This window comes from Leucobacter weissii, from assembly GCF_017565745.1.
Taxonomy (GTDB): Bacteria; Actinomycetota; Actinomycetes; order Actinomycetales; family Microbacteriaceae; genus Leucobacter; species Leucobacter weissii.
Genome location: NZ_JAGDYM010000003.1, coordinates 73,899 through 95,834, shown reverse-complemented (window position 1 = coordinate 95,834; position 21,936 = coordinate 73,899). Strand labels below are relative to the sequence as shown.

The window sequence follows — 21,936 nt, the reverse complement described above, 5'->3', positions numbered from 1 at the left end:
ACGTCCCCTTCGCCAGGCTCAGGGAACGCGGTTCGGTCCCTGAGCCTGGCGAAAGGTCCGGGGCCACGGGAGAGATCTGAGGGAGAATCGTGCAACAGCAGCGTCTGCGTCGCAGGCTCACCGGCGTGTTCATGGCAGTGGCGATGTTCGCCGGGGGCTTGGTGAGCGCCGCCGGCCCCGCCGCGTCGGCCGCCGAGCCGGACTGGGGCGGCGCGCCGTCTCCGCCTGCCGCGGCGACGACGTGGCCCGGCGGCAGCGCGGTGACCACCGCACTGTCTGGAACCGGGGAAGACACCTCCGGGCTCGCCTACGAGCCGGCGACCGCTGACGCCCCGGCCAAACTGTGGGTGGTCAATAACCGCTCCTACCTGTACCGCTACGACCGGGAAGGCGGAGCATGGGTGCGCAAGGAGCTGCGGCTGATCGGCGGGACCCCGGCGTTCTCGCTCGGACCGGACTCCGAGGGCGTCACCCTGACCGGCGGCGGTTCTGCCGCCGGGGTGTACGTCGCCTCTGAGCGCGGCAACGGCACCCAGAACGGAGTGTCGCGGGTGAGCATCCTCCGCTACGACGTGACCGGTCCGCCGCCGACCTCGGGGCTCCGCCAGAACGCGACCCATGAGTGGAACCTCACCCCCGACTTCCCCGGGCTCGAAGCGAACTCGGGCTTCGAATCGGTCGAGTGGGTGCCGGATGCGGATTTGGTGACGGCGGGGTTCGTCGATCAGAACACGGGCGCGGTCTACGATCCCTCTCGGTACGGCGATCATGCGGAGGGGCTGTTCTTTGTCGGTGTGGAGCAGGGTGGCGGGATTCATGCCTATGCTCTGAATCACACCACGGGCGCGTACACCCGGATCGCGACGATCGCGGCAACCGCCGACGCGGCCCGGCTCGGCGCGGGTACCGTGATGGGGCTGCATTGGGACGTGGACCGCAGGCAGCTGTGGGCGCTGTGCGACAACCACTGCTCGGGCCGCGTTGCCGTGTACCAGCTCGTCGCCGGCGGCGAGAAGCGGGGCACCCTCCAGCTGACCCGAGTGCTGAACCGGCCTTCCGGGCTGCCGAACTCGAACTGGGAGGGGCTCGCCTTCGCCCCAGAAGCGGAGTGCGTCTCAGGGGTGCGGCCTGTGTGGTGGGCCGACGACAACGGCGCGGGCGGCGTGCTGATCCGTCAGGGCACCCTGAACTGCCCCGGCGTGCCCACCACCCCGCCCGAGGCGGTGCTGGGGGAGTTCACCGGCGAGGCGGTGCTGCCCGAGACTGCGGTGATCGGCGAGGCGGTCACCGTCGACGTGAGCGGTATCACCCCCACCCCCGACCGGGTGAGCATCCAGTGGCAGGACGCGGACGGCGCCGACCTGGCAGGCGAGACCGCCGCCGGCCACACCCCCGGCTACGAGCGAGCCCCGGACGGCACGATCATCGTTCCCGACGCCAGACGCGCCGTCGTCACCGTCTCGAAAGCGGGCTACTGGGATACGACCACCACCACGGGCTATGTCGAGCCCGAGCCGCCGACGTTCCTCGCCACCCCCGCGCCCGCGCTCTCCTGGGCCGACGCCGACGGGCATACCGATACCGGCGGGGAGCCGCCGCGGATCGGCGACACGATCACCGCGACCCATGCCGAATGGACCTCACCCGTCGAAGCGGCGCACCGGTTCTACCGCCCCGGCTACGCCTACGAGTGGCTGCGCGACGGGCAGCCCATCCCCGGCGCGCGCACCGAGATCGTCGAGACCCGCACCGACTGGCAGACCGACGGCACCACCCCCGTGAGCTACACGGTGAAGGCAGCCGACCTGGGGCGCACCCTCTCGCTGCGGGCGAGCTATCTGCCGTGGCCGGATCACCCGCCGCTGCTGCAGCCCGCCGAGGCGGTCTCCGAGGCGACCGCCCCGGTCGAGGCCGCGAAGCCGGTGACCGTGCCGCCCGCGAAGCCGCGCGTGACCTCCACCGCCTCGGCGAACTACCGGGTCGCGGTGAAGGCGCTCACGGGCAAGAAGCTGCGCATCACGGTGACGGCGAACCGCGGCTACGCGAAGAGCCGCCTCCCGGGCAGGGCGACCCTGCGAGTCGCCGGGGTCAAGGGCAGTTATCCGGTCAAGCTGAGGAACGGCACCGCGACCCTCCGCCTCGGCGGCAAGGCCAAGCGGCTGAAGAAGGGCAAACGGGTGCGGGTGACCGCGACCGTGCCCCGGGCGAGCTACCGGACGACCAAGGCCACCTCGACGCAGATCGTCACCACCACCCACCGGGCGGCGAAGACGGTGAAGAAGCTCCGGGTCAGGCTCAGATGAGCGCCGCGGCTGCCTGCGGGTGTCGGCTGAGAACCCGCAGATCCATTGACGGTGTTCGGTCGGTCTGCTTAGACTGATGCCATCCATCCGGGTATGCGTCAGCAAGCAGGATGGTTCACGGACTGCCAGCGCTATCGCCAGGGCGCGGCATTTCGGATAACTGGTCGCGTGGCGGGGTGTCTACTCTGCGGTGGGTGCCCCGCCACGTGTGTTACTTCCCGGTGTTCTCTGCCCCCCTGTGCTCCCGGTCCCCCTCCCGGACGCTTCGCGTTCCCCTGGTCTGCCGAATGCCTCAGATGCTGATGTAGCGGCACTCGACCGCCCGGATCACGAGCTGCGCGGTGGCCTCGACCCCCGACATGCCCGGCGGCATGTTGATGTCCATCAGCACCACGTCCGGACGCCCCGCGCGATGGGTATCTCGCACCCGCTCCACTCCCGTTCTGTCACCCCCGTTCGGGGATGCCGGGCAGAAAAAAGCGAACTCAGCAAACAGTGCAATAGTGCCGGCCTGCAAGTCGCTGACATGGTGGCGCGTCCGATAGGTTTGCATGCGATTCGACCAGAACAGCCGAATCGGGCAGGGGAGAATCTTCAGACCCATCTGGTGACGCCACCACGAGGCGAATCCCTGGTGGATCTCGACGGAGACTGCTGCCTTGTTTCAACTCCTGCATACCTGCGAGTAGAGAAGCTCGGGTGTGCCTCCCGCGCCGTTTCAGGGCCGTTCGGCCAGCAGCAGTTCGACGAGCTTCCAGTCCAGCTCGTGGTCGATGTCGACCGAGCGCTCCCGCGGCATCTCGTGCAGCCGCGTCCGCCCCGCCCACAGGCTCTCGGAGAACGTCTCGCGCCACCAGCAGTAGACCGACCCGTTCATCGCATAGACGCGCGGCGCCAGCTGCCGGGCCACCACATCGCGCCCCGTATGCACGACCGGGCGGAACACGCCGCCCTCGCGCTCCTCCACCATGTTGAAGTACGGGTTCTTGTCGGAGAGATACCCGGTGATCACCAGATCGGTGCGCGCGTCGAGCAGCCCCAGGCACGCGGAGATGTCGGCCACCTCGCGCAGCGGCGAGGTCGGATCGAGATCGACGATGCGGCGCACCGTCGCGCCCGAGGCCTCGACCGCCTCGACCAGGTGGCGGATCACCGGCAGCTTCGGCGCCTCGTCCGTGGCGAGCTCCGCCGGGCGCAGACCCAGGACCGTCGCCCCGAAGCGCTCGGCCACCTCGGCGATCTCGGCCGAGTCGGTGGAGACGTAGACGCCGTCGATCTCCGGGCAGGCCAGCGCCTGCCCGATGGTGTGGGCGATCAGCGGCCTGCCCTGCAGCACGCGGATGTTCTTGCCCGGCACGCCGGTGGATCCGCCGCGCGCGCAGATGGTCGCGATCGTCGACACGCTGGGCTCCCCTCGTCGTCATCCGTCGGGCTCGGGCGCCGGTCCGCGCGGAACGGCCGCCCGATAGACTGTCTCCGTGTCCTCGTCGCCCGGAACCCCAGCGGAAGAGGTGCTGGTGCTCGGCGCCGGCGGCCACGCCCTGAGTGTAGCCGATGCGCTCGTCCGGGCCGGATTCCGCATCGCCGGCCACGCGGGAGACCCCGCCGCCAGCGTGCTCCCGGTCGCGTTCGAGGACGACGGCGCCGCGATCGCGCACGCGGAGCTGCATCGCATCCGGATCCTCGTCGGGATCGGCGACAACCGCGCCAGGATGGCCCTCTTCTCACGCATCCCCGCCGGCCTCGCCCTCCCTCCGCTGCTCGCCGCGACCGCGTCGGTCTCCGCCTCGGCCGCGATCGGCGCCGTGAGCGTCGTGCTCGAGCACGCCCACGTCGGCCCCCGCGCCGCGATCGGCGCCGGCGCGATCGTCAACACCTCGGCCGTGGTCGAGCACGAGTGCGAGGTCGGCGCGGGCGCGCACATCGCACCCGGCGCGCGACTCCTCGGCGGCGTCGCCGTCGGCGCCGAGGCGCTGATCGGCTCCGGCGCCACGATCCTGCCGGGGCTCGCCGTGGGCGCGGGCGCGACGGTGGGCGCCGGAGCCACCGTCGTCGCCGACGTGCCCCCGGGCAGCACGGTCGTCGGCACGCCCGCGAGACCGATCGGAGGCGACCGTGGCTGAGCTGCGGAACATCGCGCAGGGCGGCGACGGCTTCGCGCTGATCGCCGAGGCCGGCGTCAACCACAACGGCGACCTCGCGCTGGCGCACCGGCTCATCGACGCCGCAGTCGCCGCGGGCGCGCACATCGTCAAGTTCCAGACGTTCGTCGTGGACCAGCTGGTCGCGCCCGACGCCGCCTCCACCCCCTACCAGCGCCGCCAGGGCGGACCGCAGGATCAGACCGCGCTCCTGCGCTCCCTCGCCCTGCCCCGCGAGGCGTGGCCCGAGCTGCGGCGCCACGCCGACGACGCCGGCATCGGGTTCCTCAGCACCCCCTTCGACCTCGACAGCGCCCGGCTGCTCGTGGACCTGGGCGTCGACGCGCTCAAGGTGCCCTCCGGCGAACTCACCAACACGCCGTTCATCGCCGAGCTGGCCGGAGCCGGCCTGCCGCTGCTCCTCTCCACCGGCATGGCGGAGCTCCCGGAGATCGACGCCGCGCTCGCGGCGGCGAGCGCCGCCCCCGCCGTCGCCCTCTTCCACTGCGTCTCCGCCTACCCCGCACCCCCCGAGGACTGCAACCTCGCCGCGATCCCCGCCCTGCACGAGCGCTTCGGCGTGCCGGTCGGCTGGTCGGATCACACCCTCGGCGCCGACGCGGCGCTCGCGGCCGCGGCGCTCGGCGCCCGCCTCTTCGAGAAGCACTTCACCCTCGACCGGACGCTCCCCGGGCCCGACCACCAGGCCAGCCTCACCCCGGACGAACTCGGCGACTACGCCGCGCGCATCGCCCGCGCCATCGCCATGCTCGGGGACGGACGCAAGCGGCGGATGCCCTCCGAGGAGGAGAACGCACCGCTCGTGCGCCGCTCCTGGCACGCCGCCAGACCGCTCCCGCGCGGGCACGTCCTGACCGCCGAGGACCTGGTCGCGCTGCGCCCGGAGACCGGACTGCGCCCCTCGCAGGCGATCGCCGGGCGCCGCCTCGCCCGCGACCTCCGCGCCCACGACCCCATCACCGAGGAGCACCTCGAGGAGCACCCCGAACGAGACCGGGGGTAGCGCCATGCACCACGTCGCCGTGTTCGTCGGCACCCGCGCCGACCTCGGCCCCCTGGAGCCGGTGCTCTCCGCCCTCCGGCGTCGCCCCGGCATCGCGCTGCACCTGCTCACCGGGGTCGCCTTCGACGCGGCGTCCCTCGCCGAGCGGCTCGGCGCGGAGCCCGAGATCCACGCCCTCGCCCCGCCGCTGCGCTCCCTCGACCGGGACGCCGTCGCCGCCCAGGGCGAGCTGCTCGTCGCCGGCGCCCACCGCGTGTTCGCCGAGCACCGCTTCGACGCGCTCGTGGTGCTCGGCGACCGCTGGGAACTGCTCTTCGTCGTGCCGCAGGCGTTTCTGCACGGCATCCCCATCGTCCACCTGCACGGCGGCGAAGTCACGGAGGGCGCCCTCGACGAGCGCGTCCGCCACGCCGTGACGAAGCTCGCAGACCTCCACTGCGTGGCGTCGGCCGACGCGGCCGCACGGGTGCGGCAGCTCGGCGAGCCGCCGGAGCGCATCGTCCGCACCGGCGCACCCGGACTCGACCGGATCGCCGGCGCCGCGCCGCTGAGCGACGCGGAACTGCGGGAGCGCTTCGGCCGCGAACTCGCCCGCCCCATCGCCCTGTTCACCTACCACCCGCCGACCTCCGCGAACCCGGGCGAGGATCCGGGCGCCGCGGCCGATCCGGGCGCCGCGGCCGCGGCCGCCCTCCGCGGCGTGCTCGACCGCACGGGCACGGTGATCGTCACCGCACCGGGCTACGACACCGGCCGCGAGCGGATCATCGCGGCGCTGCGGCACGTCGCCGACGGCGAGCCCCGCGTCATCCCCGTCGACAGCATCGGCGCCGACTTCCCCCGCGTGCTCGCCTCGGTCGACGTGGTCGCCGGCAACTCCTCCTCGGGCATCATCGAAGCGCCCACCGCGCTCGTGCCGTCGGTCGACATCGGGCAGCGCCAGCAGGGCAGGCTCCGCGCCGACTCCGTGCTGCACGCCGACGAGGGCCGGGAGAACGTGGCGCGCGCCGTCGAGGCGGCCCTCGCGCTGCCCCGCGGGCCGGGCCGCCGCTTCGGCAACCCGTACCGGAACGACGCCGGCCCCGACGGATCCGCCGCCGAGCAGATCGTCGCCGCCATCGAATCGTCGATCCTGCCCGCACCGGATACCCTGCGTATGAAGCCGTTCCGCACCCTGCCAGGCGGGACGGCGCTGGGAGAATGATGATCGCCGACTACCTGCTGCGCGAGCACGCCACCGTGCTCGACGCCTTCACCGCCATCGACGGCAGCGCCACCGGCCTGGCCTGCGTGGTGGACGACGCCCGGAAGCTCGTCGGGGTGATCACCGACGGCGACCTGCGACGCGCCCTCATCTCGGGCGCCCGGCTCGAGGATCCCATCGCACCGCACGTGAAGCGCGCGCCCAGGACGGTGCCCACCGGCACCGCCCGCGCGCACATCCTCGACCTCATGACCGCGCTGCGCATCAACGCCGTGCCCGAGATCGCCCCCGACGGAACGGTCGCCTCGATCCACACCCTCTCCGAGATCATCGGCGGCGCCGTGCTGCCGAACCGGGCCGTGATCATGGCCGGAGGCAAGGGCACCCGGCTCGGCGCCCTCACCCGCCACGTGCCGAAGCCGCTGATCACCGTCGCGGGCCGCCCCATCATCGAATGGGTGATCCTGCAGCTCGTCGGCAACGGCATCCGCAACCTCTCGATCAGCGTCAACCACTTCGCCGAGCAGATCGAGGCGCGCCTCGGCGACGGCAGCCGCCTCGGCTGCTCCATCGACTACCTGCGCGAGACCGCGGAGAACCCGCTCGGCACCGCGGGCTCCCTCACGCTGCTCGACCCCGCGGTCACCTCCGCCCAGGCGCCTCCGCTGCTCGTGCTGAACGCCGACCTGCTGGTCGAGTTCGACGCCGCCAGGCTCATCCGCGAGCACGAGGCATCGGGAGCGGCGCTGACGATGGGGGTCAAGACCTACCGCCACACCGTGCCCTTCGGCGTCGTCGAATACGACGAGGAGCGCACGATCACCGCCGTCTCCGAGAAGCCGGAGCTGGCCGTCGAGATCAACACCGGCATCTACTGCATCGACGCCGAGCTCGTGCGACTGCTCCCCTACAACCGCCCGAGCACGATGCCGGGACTCGCCGAGCAGTGCCTCGACTCCGGCCGACGGGTGAGCGCCTGGGCGATCGACGCAGGCTGGATCGACATCGGCACCCCGCACGACCTCGCACGAGCACAAGGAGCAGCACAGTGACCCCCGACCAGCACCCCCTCTCCGGCGCGCGCGTCCTCGTGACGGGAGCCGACGGCTTCATCGGCTCGCACGTGGTCGAACGCCTGCTCGCCGCGGGCGCCGAGGTGACCGCGTTCTGCATGTACAACTCCTTCGGCACGCTCGGCTGGCTCGACGAATCCGAGACGTTCCAGGCGGCGCTCGCCGAGGACCGCGCCCGCACCGTGCTCGGCGACATCCGCGACCCCGAGCACGTGCGCGAGGCGGTCGCCGGGCAGCGGATCGTGCTGCACCTCGCCGCGCTCATCGCCATCCCCCACTCCTACTCGGCGCCGCGATCCTACGTCGACACCAACATCGGCGGCACCCTCAACGTGCTGGAGGCCGCCAGGCAGCACGGCATCGAGCGCCTCGTCCACACCTCGACCTCCGAGGTCTACGGCACGCCCGACAGCGTGCCGATCAGCGAGGACCACGCGCTCAAGGGGCAGTCGCCCTATTCGGCCTCGAAGATCGGCGCCGACAAGCTCGCCGAGTCGTACGCGCGCTCCTTCGAGCTGCCGCTCACGGTGCTGCGCCCCTTCAACACCTTCGGCCCGCGCCAGTCCGCCCGCGCCGTGATCACCACCGTGCTCTCGCAGCTGCTCGCGGGGGCGGAGCGGATCAGGCTCGGCGCCCTCAGCCCGCAGCGGGACTTCACCTTCGTCACCGACACCGCGGACGGCTTCGCGCGCGCCGCGGTCGCGGACCTCGAGCCGGGCGCCACCGTGCAGCTCGGCACCGGGCGCACCGTGTCGATCGGCGAGCTCGTCGAGCTCTGCAAGACCGTGACCGGCAACGACGCCGCCGTCGAGCACGACGAGGACCGCGTACGACCCGCCGCCTCCGAGGTGGAGATCCTGCTCTCCGACCCCTCGCTCGCCGGCGAGCTGCTGGGCTGGTCCCCCACCGTCGGCCTCGAGGACGGCCTCGCCCGCACCGCCGACTGGCTGCGCGGCCGCGTCGACCTCGCCACCGCCCAGCGATACCACCGCTGAGGACCGACCAGATGACGCATCCCGCATCACCAGCCGAACCGTCGTTCATCCCCCTCGCCGTGCCGAACATCGGGCTCGCGGAGATCGCGGCGACGCAGGCCGCCGTCGCCTCCGGCTTCGTCTCCTCGGTCGGCCCGGAGGTCGAGGCCTTCGAACAGCGCTTCGCGCAGACCGTCGGCGCGACGCACGCGGTCGCCTGCGCGAGCGGCACCGCCGCCCTGCACGTGGCGCTGCGGCTCGTCGGGGTCGGCGCGGGCGACGAGGTGCTCTGCTCCGACTTCACGTTCATCGGGTCGGCGAACCCCATCGCCTACCTCGGCGCCGTGCCCGTGTTCGTCGACTCCGAGGCCGCGAGCTGGAACCTCGACCCCGAGCTCGTCGTCCGAGAGCTCGACCGGCGTGCCGCCGCCGGCGAACGGCAGCCGGCCGCGATCGAGGCCGTGCACATCCTGGGCCAGCCCGCACGCCTGGACGCGCTGCTCGACGCGGCCGAGCGCCACGGCGTGCCCGTCGTGGAGGACGCCGCGGAATCGCTCGGGGCCGGCTGGTCGTCCGGCGCGCTCGCCGGCCGCGCCACCGGCACCGCGGGCCGGATCGGCTGCTTCTCGTTCAACGGCAACAAGATCGCCACCACCGGAGGCGGCGGCATGATCGTGACCGACGACGCGGCCCTCGCGGAACGCGCCCGCCACCTCACCACGCAGGCGAAGGCGCCCGGCGTCGGCTACCTGCACGACGAGGTCGGCTACAACTACCGGCTCACCAACGTCGCCGCCGCGCTCGGCAACGCGCAGCTCGGCCGGCTCCCCGAGTTCATCGCCGCCAAGCTCGCCATCGCGCGCCGCTACGAGGCCGCCTTCGGGGAGCTGCCCGTCGGGCTCCCCCCGCGGCTGCCGGGCGCCGAGTCGAGCTACTGGCTGTACTCGATCCTCGCCCGCGACGCCGCGGAACGGGACCTGCTGCTGGATCACCTGCAGCAGCGGCGCATCGGCGCCCGCGCGCTGTGGCGGCCGCTCAGCGCGCAACCGCCGTTCGCCGGAGCGCGACGGCTCGTGCGCGGCGGGTCCGGCGGCAGCGCGGACGAGGCCGCGGCCGGGGACTCCGTCGCCGCCTCCCTCTTCGAGCGCGGCGTCTCGCTGCCGAGCTCCACGGAGCTGAGCGAGGCCGACCAGGCCCGGGTGATCGACGCCGTGCTCGGCTTCTACGCCCGCGGCTGACGCGCCGCCGCGCATAGGATGGCAGCGTGCCCCACGATCCGCAGCCCCGCACCGCCGCGCGGCTGGACGCGCTGGACTACCTCCGCGGGGCCGCCGCGTTCGGCATCATGGCGTACCACCTGGCCTCGTGGGAGCACGGGCCGCAACCGGCCGACACCGTCCTCGGGCGCGTGGGGATCTACGGCGTCTCGGTGTTCTACATCCTGAGCGGGCTGACCCTCCAGCACGTCTACGCCGACCGGATGGGCACGATCCGCTCGGTGCGCGGCTTCTTCATCCGCCGCGGCTTCCGCATCTTCCCGCTGCTCTGGGCGGTGACGCTGCTCGCCGTCGCACTGTCGCAGCAGCCGCCGGATCCCGCCGACCTCGCGCTCAACCTCACCGGCCTCTTCGGCTTCGTCGCCTGGGACACCTACTTCTCGCCGGGCGTGTGGTCCATCGGCAACGAGCTGGTCTTCTACGCGATGTTCCCGATCATCGCGCTCGCCGCGCGGCGCCCCTGGAGCCTCTGGGTCGCGGGCGCCGTGCTCGGCGGCGTCTACCTGCTCTTCGCGTTCGGGATCCTCAGCGCCTCGGTCCCGCTCTCCGAGCAGTGGAGCCACTACATCAACCCGCTGGGCCAGGCCTTCCTCTTCTTCCTCGGCGTGCTCATCGGCCGCTTGCTGGGCTCCGTGCGCCTCCCTCGACCCGCCGCGCACGCGCTGCTCTGGGGCGGAGTCGCGGCCTTCGTCCTCCTCCCCACGGGCGCCGAGCAGATCGACCTCGTCACCGGCTGGAACCGCCTGGCGTTCACCGCCCTGTGCGCCGCGCTCGTGATCGCCGTCTACAAGATGCCCGTGTCGCTGCCGCGCCCGCTGCACGTGCCCCTCGTCACCCTCGGCCACATCAGCTACGCCGTCTACCTGCTGCATCCGCTGGTCCACGAGATCCTCGAACGGCTCGGCGCCGACGTGCTCCCGCCAGCCCTGCTGATCCCCCTCGCGATGGCGCTCACCCTCGCCGCCGCCTACCTGAGCTACCGCTGCCTCGAGATCCCCCTCAACCGCCTCGGCCGGCGGCTCTCCGGGCCGGGCGAGCAGCCCGGGGTTCCGGCGACGGCCGGACCGCACGGATAGGGTGGAGGGGTGAGGAGACCGATGCGGGCCAGCACCGAAGCCGAGACGCTGCTCTGGTGCATGCGCCCGCCCCTCGACCTCCTGCACCTGCGCGGGCCCCTGCCCGAGAAGATCGCGGCCCTGCGGCCGGAGGAGCGGCCCTTCCGGCCCGCGACCCACTCCCGCTTCCGCTCCCACCTCGTCGTCACCGAGACCGTCAACCAGGCGCGCGCCCTCGAACGGCTGATCGCCGCCGAAGCCGAGGCCCTCCCGATCGAGGCGCCGAGCGAGGCGGCGCGCGCCCCCGTGCTCGACGCGAAGGCGGTGAGCGCCGCGCAGCGGCGGATGCTCCACGCGATCTCCCGCCGACCCGGAGAAGCGGTGAGCGCCGGAGTGAGCGACTCCCTCGTCAACCAGCTCTACAAGGTCGCCCTCGCCCTCGACCTCTACCGCGGCATGGATCTGCGGGCCTACCGCGGCGTGCTCGTCTCGACCCAGCACTCCCCCATCATCCGGGCGCTCATCGTCGCGGCGAACGAGCAGGCGGTGCCCGTCGTCTACGTGCCGCACGCCCCCGCCGCCGACAACAGCGCCTACCTCGACCTGCCCGTCGGCTACGCCGGACTGCGCGGACGAGGCGAACGCGAGTTCTACTCCGCAGCCCTCGGCGTCCCGGCGACGCTGCTCGACGAGGTCGGCAACCTGGCCAGCGACGTCCTCTCCTCCCCCGTGCCCTCGCTCCGCCCCGATGCGCCCGGCATCCTCGCGCTCTCCCCGCACCCCGCCCCCACGATCCGGAGGATCTTCGAGGCCGTCGCCGGCGACGGCCTCGGCCCCATGGCGGTGGCCCCGCACCCGCGCTCCGACCTCGACGAGCTGCGCGAGCTGCTGCCCGCCGGCTGGACGCTGCGCGAGGACGTGCGCACCATCGACCTGCTCGCCGAGGGCGCCCCCTTCCTCTTCCACTTCTCCAGCGGGGTGGCGTGGGAGAGCGCGGCGCTCGGCGTCCCCACCGCGACCGTTCGACTCGACGACGCCCCGGTGAGCTACCGCTTCCTGGCCGACGAGCGGGTCGCCCCCGCGATCCGCACCCCGGACGACGCCCGCGGCTTCGCGGAGCGGGCACGGCGCGGCGAGGTCGACCGCGGCGCCCTCCGCGACCACGCGGTCGCCTGGTGCGCCGTCGACGGCGGAGCCGCGGCCGAGCGGCTTCGCGAGCTGCTCGAACGCGCGGACGGGGCGGGGCGCCCGGCACGCCTCTCCGACGGCTGGGCGCGCGGCGGCGCCGCCGTGCGCCGATCCTGGATCGACGGCACGAAGGCCGCGAGGTGATCCCGTCGGCTCAGCCCCGGCGCTGCTCCCGCATCGTGCGCAGCTTCTGATAGACCCGCTCGACCGGATTGAACTTGCGCACCTCGTGGCGCACCCGGAACTCGGTCTCCTCCAGCCGCTGGTCGATGTACTTGGTGAGATAGAGCACCAGGCCGAGGCCGTGCTCCTCCACGTACTCGCGCAGCGCCCGCTCGCGGATCAGCGCATCGTACTTGGCGTGATCCCCGCTCGCGCCGATCACACTGTTCGACTCGGCGCCCTCCGAGCGCTCGCGCTGATGCCAGTAGGCGTAGGGGGTCTCGCCCAGATACTCGAGCGAGCCGCGGGCGAGCACCTTGAGGTAGAAGGCCCAGTCGCCCACCACCGGCAGGCTCTCGTCGTAGAGGCCGAGCTCCTCGTGCAGCGCACGACGGTAGAGGAAGCCGATCGGCACGAAGCGGTTGTAGAGCAGCTCGTCCGAGAGCGTCGGCACGGGCAGGCCCTCCTCGAAGATCTCCTTCCGCACCGTGCGCAGGCGCCCCTCGACCAGCTTCTCCCACACGATCTGGATGCGGGAGACCACGCCCTGACGCTCGGGATGCGCGTCGAGATAGGCCGCGGCGCGCTCCAGGAACTCGGGATGCCAGGAGTCGTCGTCGTCGTGCAGCACGAGCAGCGGCGCGGTCGTCGCCAGCACCCCGGCGTTGGCGCTCACCCACCGGCCGCGGGAGGTCTCCGCGTGGACGGCGCGGAACCGCTCCCGCACCCCCTCGGGCTGGGCCGCGATGAGGGCGTCGACGGCCGCGGCGTCGCCGCCGTCGTTGACGACCACGGCCTCCCACTCCCCGAAGGTCTGACCGACGATGCTGCGGAAGGCCCGCCGCAGCAGCTCGGGGCGGTCCTTCGTGCGGATCACCACCGCGACGCGGGCGACCCGGCCGGTCTCATCCATCGTTCAGCTCCCTCCGCGGCAGACGCGCGTCCGCTCGCCCGGCTGCGCGGGCACCGCTTAGCATCTTCTCACACTCTCGCGCTCCCGCAGCGGACTCGGGGCGATGCCTGTGTAGGATCGGTGTGGTCGCCCTCGCCCCAGTCGGCCCCGGCCGTCCGGCAGGGCGATCGAAGTCTGCGGCGCCCCTGACGAAAGGATCCCGCCAGTGAAGATTCTCAAGAATCTCAAGGTCATGATCACCCTCCTCGTGCTCGCGGTGGCGGTGAGCGCCCTCGTCGCGCTGTTCGCGCCGTGGCGGATCGTCGCCCTCGTCATCATGGGCATGATCCTCGTCGGACTCACCATCACGATCCTGCTGCTCCGCTACTACACCATCCGGTCCGTCGTCGACGACCGCACCGGACCCCGCGGCTACATGTCGCAGCTGCGCAGCGCCACGCAGGAGCTGAACGCCGCGATCGCCGCCTTCGACCAGCGCATGGACCGCCTCGAGGAAGAGCTGCCGGAGCGGCTGTCGGTGCGCTCCGCCGCAGACCTCGCACGCATGCGGAACGCGCTGCTGGGCGAGCTGCGCGACGGCAGCGCCGACCGGGAGGAGCCGGCCGGCGGCACGAAGCACGCAGATGCCTGAGCGCCTCCCGGACGCGGGGACGCGCCCGCCGCTCGCCGAGTCGGCGGAGGAGCTCGGCAGATTCCGGGCCTACACCGTCGCGGAACTGCGCACCCGCAGGATCTCGCCCTGGATGCTCTTCAGGCTCGGGACGCGAATGCGCTCCCCCGAGATCGTCGACGAACTGAGCCGTCGCGCCACCGGAGGCGCCCACGACTGGGCCTCCCTCGCTCGAGCGCTCGCCGAAGCGCCCCGCTCGCTGCGCAAGAACCCGGCGCTGCCGCTCGCCCCGCTGCTCGCCTGCGTGCTCGACCCGAGCGAGGAGAACTTCGCGCTCGCGCTCGCCGCGCTGGGCCGGTCCGGCAAGATCGACTTCTCCGACGAGGAGAACGAGGGCCTCCTGCGCCTCGCGGTGCAGGTCACGGCGGTGACCCGGAACGGCGCGGCGCGGCAGGCGCTCGCCTCCCACCGCAGTCGCGCCGAGGAGCAGTTCTGGGCGGCCGAGACCGACCTCCTGCGGGATGCCGCCGTCGACGGCGCGGCTGAGGATCCGGAGGCCCGGCGGCGCTGGTGGGCCGCGCTCAACGAACCGTTCCGGCTCTCGGGCGTCGAGCCCTTCGCACTCGACGCCGACGACCTCGACCCCGACGCGGTGTTCGCCTCGGCGCACGCCCCGGTGGTGAGCGGCTGCGCGATCGCGGAGGCCGACCAGCCGCTCGTGACCGTCGTCGTCCCCACCTACAACCCCGACGAGGGCTTCCTGAGCACCGTCGAATCGCTGGTGCGGCAGTCCTGGCGCGCCCTCGAGGTGCTCGTCGTCGACGACTGCTCCCCCGGGGGAGACGAGTTCTTCCGCGCCGCCGAGGCGATGGACCCGCGGGTCCGCGTGCTGCGACAGCCGCAGAACGGAGGCGCCTACCGCGCCCGCGACGCCGGCGTGCGGGCCGCCCGGGGCGAGTTCGTCACCTTCCTCGACGCCGACGACATCACCCACTCCCGGCGCATCGAGCTGCAGGCGATCCCGCTCCTGGACGACCCCGGTCTCACCGCCACCACCTCGCGCTCCCTGCGACTGCTCAGCGACGGGCGGGTGACCTACTTCGGCTATCCCCCGATGCGGATGAACATGTCCTCCCTGCTCTTCCGGCGGGCCGAGGTGCTCGAGCGCATCGGCGGCTTCGAGCTGACGCGGAAGGGCGCGGACTCCGAGTTCGAGGTGCGCCTGCTGGAGGCGTTCGGCGAGGAGGCCATCCTCCGCATGGAGGAGGTGCTGAGCCTCGTCCAGCTCACCGTGGGCTCTCTCTCACGAGCCGACTTCCGCTACGGCTGGATGTCCGACGACCGCTCGAACTACCGTCTGCACTTCCGCGCGAGGAACGAGGCGGCGCGCGCGCGCGCCGAACGCGACGGAGCGGCGCCCGAGTGGCGCCTGGACGACGCGCAGCGTGCCGCCGCCGAGGTGCTGCCGGTCTCGATCCTCGGCGTCCCCGCGCCCGAGCGCATCGAGATCGCCGTGCTCTCCGACTGGGAGCGCGAATACGCGACCGCCGAGAACTGGCTGCCGACGATCCCCGAGCTGCACCGGCGAGCCGGATCTGCCGTGGGGGTGCTGAGCGGAGTGAACCCCCGGCTGAGCTCCTTCCGCCGCGCGACCATCCCCGTCGAACTGTACCGGCACGTCGCGGAGCGCCGGGCCCGCTGGATGGCCTGGGCCGACCGCACCGAGATCGGCACCCTCATCATCACCGATCCGGAATATCTCAGCTACCTGCCGCTCGCCGCAGAGGTGGGGCTGCGCGCCGAACGGGTGATCATCGCGCTCGAAGGGTCGACGCGCCGGGTGCGCGGGCGCTCCGCGCTGCCCCCGACGGACTGGTTCGACCGCCGCGTCGAGGCGGTCTTCGGCGTCCGACCGGAATGGCTCACCGTCTCCCCGCGCATCGCGGAGGCCCTGACCGAGCTGGGAGCCGAGGCGCGCATCGGATCCTTCCGCTTCGGGGCGGGCCGTTCCACGGGCGCGGAACCGCCCCGCACGGCCCGCGCATCCTCCCGGGAGCCGGGACTCCCCGTCCTCGGTCTGCCCTGGTACTCGCCGCGCGACAGGCTCGAGTGGCGCCCCCGCAGGCTGCGGGCGCTCCTGCCATCGCCGAGCCTCGCGGAATCGCTCATCTACGATGAGACCGGCCTCGCCGCCGAGTACCTCGGCGAGGATCTGGTCAGCACCGACGAGTGGACGCTGGTGCCCGGTGCCGAGCGCAGCCGAGCCGAGTTCCTCGACACGATCGACGCGCTCATCCTCGACCCCTTCGACCGGCGCCTCCTCTCCTCCCCCTCGTGGATCGAGGAAGCCGTGCGGCGGGGCGTGCCCGTGGTCGCCCCGCGCAGCTACGCCGCGGAGTACGGCGAGCTGGTGAGCACCTTCGTGACGGGGGGCGGCGGGGATCTGGCGCTGCTCCTGGCGCTCGACGACGTGCTCAGGGCCGAGCGGGTCGCCGCCGCCCGCGACTACGCCGCGCGGATCCCCGCCTGGCACGCCCCGCTGACGGTCGAGGAGTGGCGCACCGCCTGAGCCGTCCGCTCAGCGCGCTGGGCCCGCCGGCACGTGATGCCGCACGCATGGTCGCACGAAGCGCCGTGCAGCGACCATTCGCGCGACATCATCGATCTTCCCGGCCCGCACGATGCATCGTGATCGGGACGCGCGTCAGGGGCGGCCCATGCCCCGGTACTCCCAGCCGGCCGCGCGCCACTGCTTCGGGTCGAGGCAGTTGCGGCCGTCGACGATCGTCTGCGTCCGCACCAGCGCGGCCGCGCGCTCGGGCGCCAGCTCCCGACGGTACTCGTCCCACTCCGTCACCACGAGCACCGCGTCGGCATCGCGCAGCGCCTCGTCGGTCGAGCGCTCGTAGGCGAGCTGCGGATGCACGCGCCGGGCGTTGTCGATCGCCTCGGGGTCGGTGACCACCACGTTCGCGCCGAGCCCGCGCAGCCGCACCGCCGCATCGAGCGCCGGGGAGTCGCGGATGTCGTCGGAGTGGGGCTTGAACGCCGCGCCGAGCACGGTCACCTTCTTGCCCACCGCGCTGCCGCCGAGCGCCTCGACGACGAGCGTGACCGCGCGCTCCCTGCGGCGCAGGTTGATCGCATCCACCTCGTGAAGGAAGGCCACCGACTCGCCCCGGCCGAGCTCCTCCGCCCGCGCCGAGAAGGCGCGGATGTCCTTCGGCAGGCATCCCCCGCCGAAGCCGATGCCCGCTCCGAGGAAGCGGCGCCCGATCCGGGCGTCGTGGCCGATCGCGTCGGCCAGCTGCGTCACATCCGCGCCGGTCACCTCGGCGATCTCCGCCATCGCGTTGATGAACGAGATCTTGGTCGCCAGGAACGCGTTCGCCGCCACCTTCACGAGCTCCGCGGTCGCGTAGTCGGTGACGATGAAGGGCGTCTCCTTCGCGACGGCGGTGTGGTAGACCTCCCGCAGGATCCCCTCCGCCCGCTCGCCCTCGGGCCCCTCGGGGACGCCCGCGACGAGCCGGTCGGGATCGATCGTGTCCTGCACCGCGAAGCCCTCGCGCAGGAACTCGGGATTCCACACGAGCGTCGCGCCGGTCGGCGCCACGCGCTCGGCGAGCGCCTCGGCCGTGCCCACGGGCACCGTCGACTTGCCGGCGACGATGTCGCCCGGGGAGAGATGCGGGAGGAGCGCGTCCACCGCGGCGTTCACGTAGGTCAGATCGGCGCCCTTGCCGTTCCTCTTCTGCGGCGTGCCGACGCCGATGAAATGCACCTGCGCGCCCTTCGCCTCGCTCGTCTCCGTCGTGAAGCGCAGACGCCCCGAGGCGACGCCCTCGGTGAGGATCTCCTGCAGTCCCGGCTCGAAGAAGGGGGCCTCGCCCCGGGTGAGAGAAGCGATCTTCGCCGAATCGACGTCGATGCCGACGACTTCGTGCCCGATCGACGCCATCGCCGCAGCATGCACGGCGCCCAGGTAGCCACAACCGATGACAGAGAGTTTCATGAGAGCTACTCTACTGGCTCGCGCTTCGGAGCTTTCTGAGCCTGCGGGGACCCCTCCCCGATCAGCCCCGCACGCGCGAGCACGCCCGCGAACGCAGCCGGCGACGCATGCTCCGCCCAGGCGCTCCGCGCGGCCTCGCGACGGGACCCGAAGAACTCCCGATCGCCGCCCAGCCGCGCGAGAAGATCCTCGAGGCCGCCGGGCGGGAATGCGGTCACCGCGTCACCGAGCTCGTTGCGATAGCCCTCGGGCGCCACCACCACGACGCCGCGGGCCAGAGCCGCCCAGAGATAGGCCTGCGGCAGCGGGAAGCGGTACTCGAACGGGTCGAGGACGAGCACATCCACGCGCTCGACGAACTCCCTCGGGGAGAGCTCGTCCTGCGCGATGAAGGAGACGCGGTGCGGCCTGGCCGCCCGCGCCCAGAACGGGAACGCCCCGTATCCGTCGTAGACCAGCGCGCGCGACCCCCGCGGAACGGCGCGGAAGAAGCGCCGCAGACGACCGAGACCGCCTCCGAACGGGGCGAACGGGGCGAAGCCGAAGATCGGCGGATCCCCAGCGCCCACGGCGTCCCTGCCCGCATCCGGCGCAGCCACGCGCAGGCTGCCCGCCGGCAGCAGCTCCGCCGTCGCGGCGGGGGCGAGCGCCGCGCCGATCCGCGACGTCGCCGGAATCCAGGACGGTTCGACGCCGAACGCGCTGCGGCAGCGCTCCTCGATGACGCGCGGGTCGAGGATGCCCGCACGCCCGTCCTCGTCCTGCAGGACCGTGTCGACCCCGATCACCACCCGGTCGACGACGAGCGCGTTCTCGCCCTCGACCGGCAGATAGAGGAGGTACTCGGGCGACGGGACCACCAGGGTTCCCACGTGAACCGGTTCGTCCCAGCTGATCCAGGCGGCCGCGCCCGTCTCCACCAGCTCCCACGTCTCATGCGACACGCTGAACTCGCGCTCCGGCGGCGTCCAGCGCGGATGCACGCCGTGCAGCAGCCCGACCGGATGCTCGGGCCGCGCGGCCGCGAGCGCGCGGACGGTCTCGGCCGGCGATTCGTGCTGCTCCACCGAGGTCGCCCACTCCGAGAGGTACGCGAACTCGACGAACTCGACCATCGGCTCCTTCAGATACGCCGGAGGAGCGACGAACGCCCGCGACCCGTCCGGGCGGATCGGGGAGTGATCCACCTCGGGATCGACCAGGACGTTCTCGTGCCAGGTCTTCCACTGATGACGGTAGGCCACCCGCCGATCGCTGAACCATCCGGCGCGGAAATCGTTGCGCGAGAGCGACCCGGCGGTCAACTGGTAGAGATCGAGCGGCTGCTCCAGATTGAGGATCGCCCGCCCGCCGAAGCGGTGCCGCAGCCGCGCCGCGTACTCGGTGTCGGCCGCCTTGCGCACGTCGTCGTAGTACCCGAGCGCCGAGATCGTCTGCTCCTTGCGGTAGAGCAGCGAGGGGAGGTGGTGACCGACGGGATGCCCGCCCAGATTGACGATGCTGCCGTTGTCGAACACGCGCATCGCATAGGCCATCGTGCCCAGGAGCGACGGATCCCGCAGCAGCGGGATGATCTGCCGCTCGATCTTGCGGGGATGCGACTGATCGTCCGAGTCGACCACCGTGACGTACTCGCCGCGCGCGAGACGCATGCCCCGGTTCCGGGCCTTGTAGGCGCCGCCGTTGACCTCCATGCGCACCATGCGGATCCGAGGATCGCTGGCGACCGCGCGATCGATGAACTCCTGGCCGCTGGGCGAGGCGTCGTCGACGATGAGGATGTCGAGATTCTGCCAGCTCTGGTGCACGAGCGACTCGATGGTGTTGAGGAACGACTGCCCGGGGCAGTAGGTGGGCACGATCACCGTGACGAGCGGCTGGCGGTCCACGGGCACCTCGCAGGTGCGCAGCCGCGGCGCGTGGATGCACGAGAAGACCGACCTGCCGATCGAGAGTTCGGAGCGGCGGAACTCCCAGTCCTCCAGCCCCGCCTCGGCGAACGGCTCGTTGAAGGCCCGCCACCACTCCTCGACCCGCTCCTCGTCGTCCTCGGTCCACTCGACGGGGAGCAGCTCGTCCGTGCGCACCGCCCACGAGACGCTGCCGTTGCGGCGGTCCACCGTGTTCGGCACCCGCGCGAACACCTCGCGCAGCAGCTCCCGGTCCCGGGAGAGATGCGCGATCTGCAGCACGTAGAGCCGGGAGCGGAGCCGCTTCAGCGCCTCGGGGAAGTAGATGTGTTCCAGCGACAGACGCACGAGCGCGGCCGCCTGCTGGATCGCCTCCGCTCCCCCCACCACGGTGGAGTTGAGGAACGCGGCGTTGAGCAGGTACGGCAGGTGCCACTCCTCCGGCAGCTCCCGCAGGCCCGACTCCCGCAGATGCGCGCACAGGCCGGGCCAGTCGAAGCGGCCCTCCGTGCCCACGCGCGTGAGCGCATCGATCATCTGGGGCGAGAGCATCCTGGTGCCGAGCTCCATCATCGCGCCGGCCGTGCGGCGAGAGATGCCGAGATAGTCCTCCTCGCCGAACAGCCGCAGCCCGGCCTCCCCCTCGATGACCGGCTGGGGCAGGCGCAGATTGCGAAGATGGTACTTGGGCACGAGGTCGATCCTAACCGAGGGCGCCGCCCCCGCATGATCCCGCCACGGGAGTCAGAGGCGGGTGACGTTCTCGCCGCTCAGCTTGTTCCGGGTGTCGAACACCGGCGTGGCGGCGTTCTCCAGCAGCCCGGTGTCGATATCGGAGTGATCGGTGATGAGGATCACCAGGTCGACCTCGTCCACGAGCTCGGCGGTCAGCTCCTCGCGGGCCGCACCCGCCGGCCAGCGGCGATCCTCCACATGACTGTCGACACCGGTCACCTCCGCACCGTACTCGTTCAGCAGGCGGATCACCTCCAGCGCCGGCGACTCGCGCGCATCGCTGGAGTCCCGCTTGTAGGCGACTCCGAGCACGAGCACCTTCGAGCCGCGCAGCGACTTCCGGTGATCGTTCAGCACGTGCATCGCGCGCTGCACCACGTACTCCGGCATGTGCTCGTTGACGTCGTTGGCCAGATCCACGAAGCGGAAGTCGCGCCCCAGATCGGTCTTCACCTTCCACGAGAGGTAGCTCGGATCGATCGGCAGGCAGTGACCGCCCACGCCGGGGCCCGGGGTGAACTTCATGAAGCCGAACGGCTTGGTCGCCGCCGCCTCGATGGTCTCCCAGACGTTGACACCCAGCTCGTTCGCGTAGATCGCGAGCTCGTTGACCAGGGCCACATTGACATGGCGGAAGGTGTTCTCGAGCAGCTTCGCCATCTCCGCCTCGCGCGGAGACCCGACCGGCACCGTCGTGTCGACGAGGTCGGAGAACAGCCCGTCGACGCGCTCCAGCGAGGCCGCATCGATCCCGGAGACGATCTTCGGCGTCGTCTGGAACGTGAACCGGCGATTGCCCGGATCGATCCGCTCCGGGCTGTACCCGGCGAAGAAGTCGACCCCCGCGCGCAGACCGCTGAGCTCCTCGAGCAGGGGCACCATCAGCTCCTGCGTCGTGCCGGGGTAGGTCGTCGACTCGAGCACCACGGTCGCGCCCGGGGTGAGCAGCGGCGCGAGCGAACGGGTGGCGCTCTCGATGTAGCTGAGGTCGGGGCGCGCATCGCGCAGCGGCGTCGGCACGGTGATCACCGCGAAATCGAAGCCGGCCGCCGGAGCGTACTCCGCCGTCGCCGCGTAGCGGCCGGTGCCGAGCGCGGCGCGGAGGGTGTCGCCGGTCACGTCGTCGACGTAGGATTCGCCGCCGGCGAGCATCTCGATCCGGGCACGGTCGAAGTCGATGCCCACCACGTCGTACCCGGCGTCGACCGCCCGCATGGCGAGCGGCAGTCCGACATAGCCCTGGCCGATGACCGCCAGCTTCGGGTGTTCTTTTACCGTCACTCGAACAGCTTACAAAACACTCGCCCGAAAAGACGAAGCGGACGGGGGATGGCGACGATCCTCGAACCGTT

The 21,936-nt window shown here is 72.1% G+C and carries 17 protein-coding genes; 11 read left to right on the top strand and 6 right to left on the bottom strand.

From position 1 onward, the window contains the following. Window positions 1-89: 89 nt before the first annotated feature. A complete protein-coding gene (locus J4H92_RS01395; RefSeq protein ID WP_208095242.1) occupies window positions 90-2,303 on the top strand; it encodes an SdiA-regulated/phytase-like domain-containing protein in 2,214 nt (737 codons plus the stop codon). 292 nt (window positions 2,304-2,595) lie between these two features. Here J4H92_RS01395 and J4H92_RS01390 read toward each other — a convergent pair whose 3' ends face one another. Together J4H92_RS01390 and J4H92_RS01385 are read right to left on the bottom strand one after the other, a co-directional pair. Further along, on the bottom strand, window positions 2,596-2,907 hold the full coding sequence (locus tag J4H92_RS01390) for a response regulator (protein ID WP_208095241.1): 312 nt from the start codon (window positions 2,905-2,907) through the stop codon (window positions 2,596-2,598). Window positions 2,908-3,021: 114 nt separating this feature from the next. Further along, entirely contained in the window at window positions 3,022-3,705 is a 684-nt protein-coding gene (locus J4H92_RS01385; protein WP_208095240.1) for a cytidylyltransferase domain-containing protein, read from the bottom strand. Between the two features lie 76 nt (window positions 3,706-3,781). Here J4H92_RS01385 and J4H92_RS01380 point away from each other — a divergent pair, with 76 nt between their 5' ends. Genes J4H92_RS01380 through J4H92_RS01345 form a run of 8 tightly spaced genes read left to right on the top strand, consistent with a single transcriptional unit; the run spans window position 3,782 to window position 12,383 of the window. Next, on the top strand, window positions 3,782-4,426 hold the full coding sequence (locus tag J4H92_RS01380) for a NeuD/PglB/VioB family sugar acetyltransferase (RefSeq protein ID WP_341782962.1): 645 nt from the start codon (window positions 3,782-3,784) through the stop codon (window positions 4,424-4,426). Beyond that, window positions 4,419-5,468, top strand: coding sequence for an N-acetylneuraminate synthase family protein (locus tag J4H92_RS01375; RefSeq protein WP_208095239.1), 1,050 nt, complete (start codon window positions 4,419-4,421; stop codon window positions 5,466-5,468). Before J4H92_RS01380 ends, J4H92_RS01375 begins: the two co-directional genes overlap by 8 nt. Before the next feature lie 4 nt (window positions 5,469-5,472). Next, window positions 5,473-6,672, top strand: coding sequence for a UDP-N-acetylglucosamine 2-epimerase (neuC, locus tag J4H92_RS01370; protein ID WP_208095238.1), 1,200 nt, complete (start codon window positions 5,473-5,475; stop codon window positions 6,670-6,672). After that, window positions 6,672-7,724, top strand: coding sequence for a sugar phosphate nucleotidyltransferase (locus J4H92_RS01365; protein WP_243751873.1), 1,053 nt, complete (start codon window positions 6,672-6,674; stop codon window positions 7,722-7,724). The genes neuC and J4H92_RS01365 overlap by 1 nt, the downstream gene beginning before the upstream one ends. After that, complete coding sequence (locus tag J4H92_RS01360; protein ID WP_341782961.1) at window positions 7,721-8,740, top strand: GDP-mannose 4,6-dehydratase; 1,020 nt, start codon at window positions 7,721-7,723, stop codon at window positions 8,738-8,740. Before J4H92_RS01365 ends, J4H92_RS01360 begins: the two co-directional genes overlap by 4 nt. An 11-nt stretch (window positions 8,741-8,751) precedes the next feature. Next, window positions 8,752-9,957 (top strand): DegT/DnrJ/EryC1/StrS family aminotransferase, encoded by a 1,206-nt coding sequence (locus tag J4H92_RS01355; protein WP_208095236.1) that lies wholly within the window; start codon window positions 8,752-8,754, stop codon window positions 9,955-9,957. Between the two features lie 26 nt (window positions 9,958-9,983). After that, window positions 9,984-11,072 (top strand): acyltransferase family protein, encoded by a 1,089-nt coding sequence (locus J4H92_RS01350; RefSeq protein WP_208095235.1) that lies wholly within the window; start codon window positions 9,984-9,986, stop codon window positions 11,070-11,072. Window positions 11,073-11,093: 21 nt separating this feature from the next. After that, window positions 11,094-12,383 (top strand): hypothetical protein, encoded by a 1,290-nt coding sequence (locus tag J4H92_RS01345; RefSeq protein ID WP_208095234.1) that lies wholly within the window; start codon window positions 11,094-11,096, stop codon window positions 12,381-12,383. Between the two features lie 10 nt (window positions 12,384-12,393). Here the strand turns inward: J4H92_RS01345 and J4H92_RS01340 are convergent, their stop codons facing one another. Beyond that, complete coding sequence (locus tag J4H92_RS01340) at window positions 12,394-13,314, bottom strand: glycosyltransferase family A protein (RefSeq protein ID WP_208095233.1); 921 nt, start codon at window positions 13,312-13,314, stop codon at window positions 12,394-12,396. Between the two features lie 205 nt (window positions 13,315-13,519). Between J4H92_RS01340 and J4H92_RS01335 the strand changes: the two genes are divergently transcribed. Both J4H92_RS01335 and J4H92_RS01330 read left to right on the top strand, forming a co-directional pair. After that, entirely contained in the window at window positions 13,520-13,945 is a 426-nt protein-coding gene (locus J4H92_RS01335) for a hypothetical protein (protein ID WP_208095232.1), read from the top strand. Next, window positions 13,938-16,493, top strand: a complete 2,556-nt coding sequence (locus tag J4H92_RS01330) for a glycosyltransferase family A protein (RefSeq protein ID WP_208095231.1) — start codon at window positions 13,938-13,940, stop codon at window positions 16,491-16,493. The genes J4H92_RS01335 and J4H92_RS01330 overlap by 8 nt, the downstream gene beginning before the upstream one ends. Window positions 16,494-16,628: 135 nt before the next feature. On the opposite strand, the gene J4H92_RS01325 is transcribed toward J4H92_RS01330, so the two are convergent. Genes J4H92_RS01325 through J4H92_RS01315 form a run of 3 tightly spaced genes read right to left on the bottom strand, consistent with a single transcriptional unit; the run spans window position 16,629 to window position 21,865 of the window. Beyond that, window positions 16,629-17,939 (bottom strand): UDP-glucose dehydrogenase family protein, encoded by a 1,311-nt coding sequence (locus J4H92_RS01325; RefSeq protein ID WP_208095230.1) that lies wholly within the window; start codon window positions 17,937-17,939, stop codon window positions 16,629-16,631. A gap of 5 nt (window positions 17,940-17,944) precedes the next feature. Continuing rightward, on the bottom strand, window positions 17,945-20,542 hold the full coding sequence (locus tag J4H92_RS01320) for a glycosyltransferase (protein ID WP_208095229.1): 2,598 nt from the start codon (window positions 20,540-20,542) through the stop codon (window positions 17,945-17,947). A 51-nt stretch (window positions 20,543-20,593) separates the two neighbouring features. Continuing rightward, on the bottom strand, window positions 20,594-21,865 hold the full coding sequence (locus J4H92_RS01315) for a nucleotide sugar dehydrogenase (RefSeq protein ID WP_341782960.1): 1,272 nt from the start codon (window positions 21,863-21,865) through the stop codon (window positions 20,594-20,596). Window positions 21,866-21,936: the final 71 nt, after the last annotated feature.

Coding starts and splice junctions, on each gene's coding strand:
- J4H92_RS01390 (WP_208095241.1), bottom strand. CDS start 2,907: ATGGGTCTGAAGATTCTCCCCTGCCCGATTCGGCTGTTCTGGTCGAAT.
- neuC (WP_208095238.1), top strand. CDS start 5,473: ATGCACCACGTCGCCGTGTTCGTCGGCACCCGCGCCGACCTCGGCCCC.
- J4H92_RS01365 (WP_243751873.1), top strand. CDS start 6,672: ATGATCGCCGACTACCTGCTGCGCGAGCACGCCACCGTGCTCGACGCC.
- J4H92_RS01355 (WP_208095236.1), top strand. CDS start 8,752: ATGACGCATCCCGCATCACCAGCCGAACCGTCGTTCATCCCCCTCGCC.
- J4H92_RS01345 (WP_208095234.1), top strand. CDS start 11,094: ATGCGGGCCAGCACCGAAGCCGAGACGCTGCTCTGGTGCATGCGCCCG.
- J4H92_RS01340 (WP_208095233.1), bottom strand. CDS start 13,314: ATGGATGAGACCGGCCGGGTCGCCCGCGTCGCGGTGGTGATCCGCACG.
- J4H92_RS01330 (WP_208095231.1), top strand. CDS start 13,938: ATGCCTGAGCGCCTCCCGGACGCGGGGACGCGCCCGCCGCTCGCCGAG.
- J4H92_RS01325 (WP_208095230.1), bottom strand. CDS start 17,939: ATGAAACTCTCTGTCATCGGTTGTGGCTACCTGGGCGCCGTGCATGCT.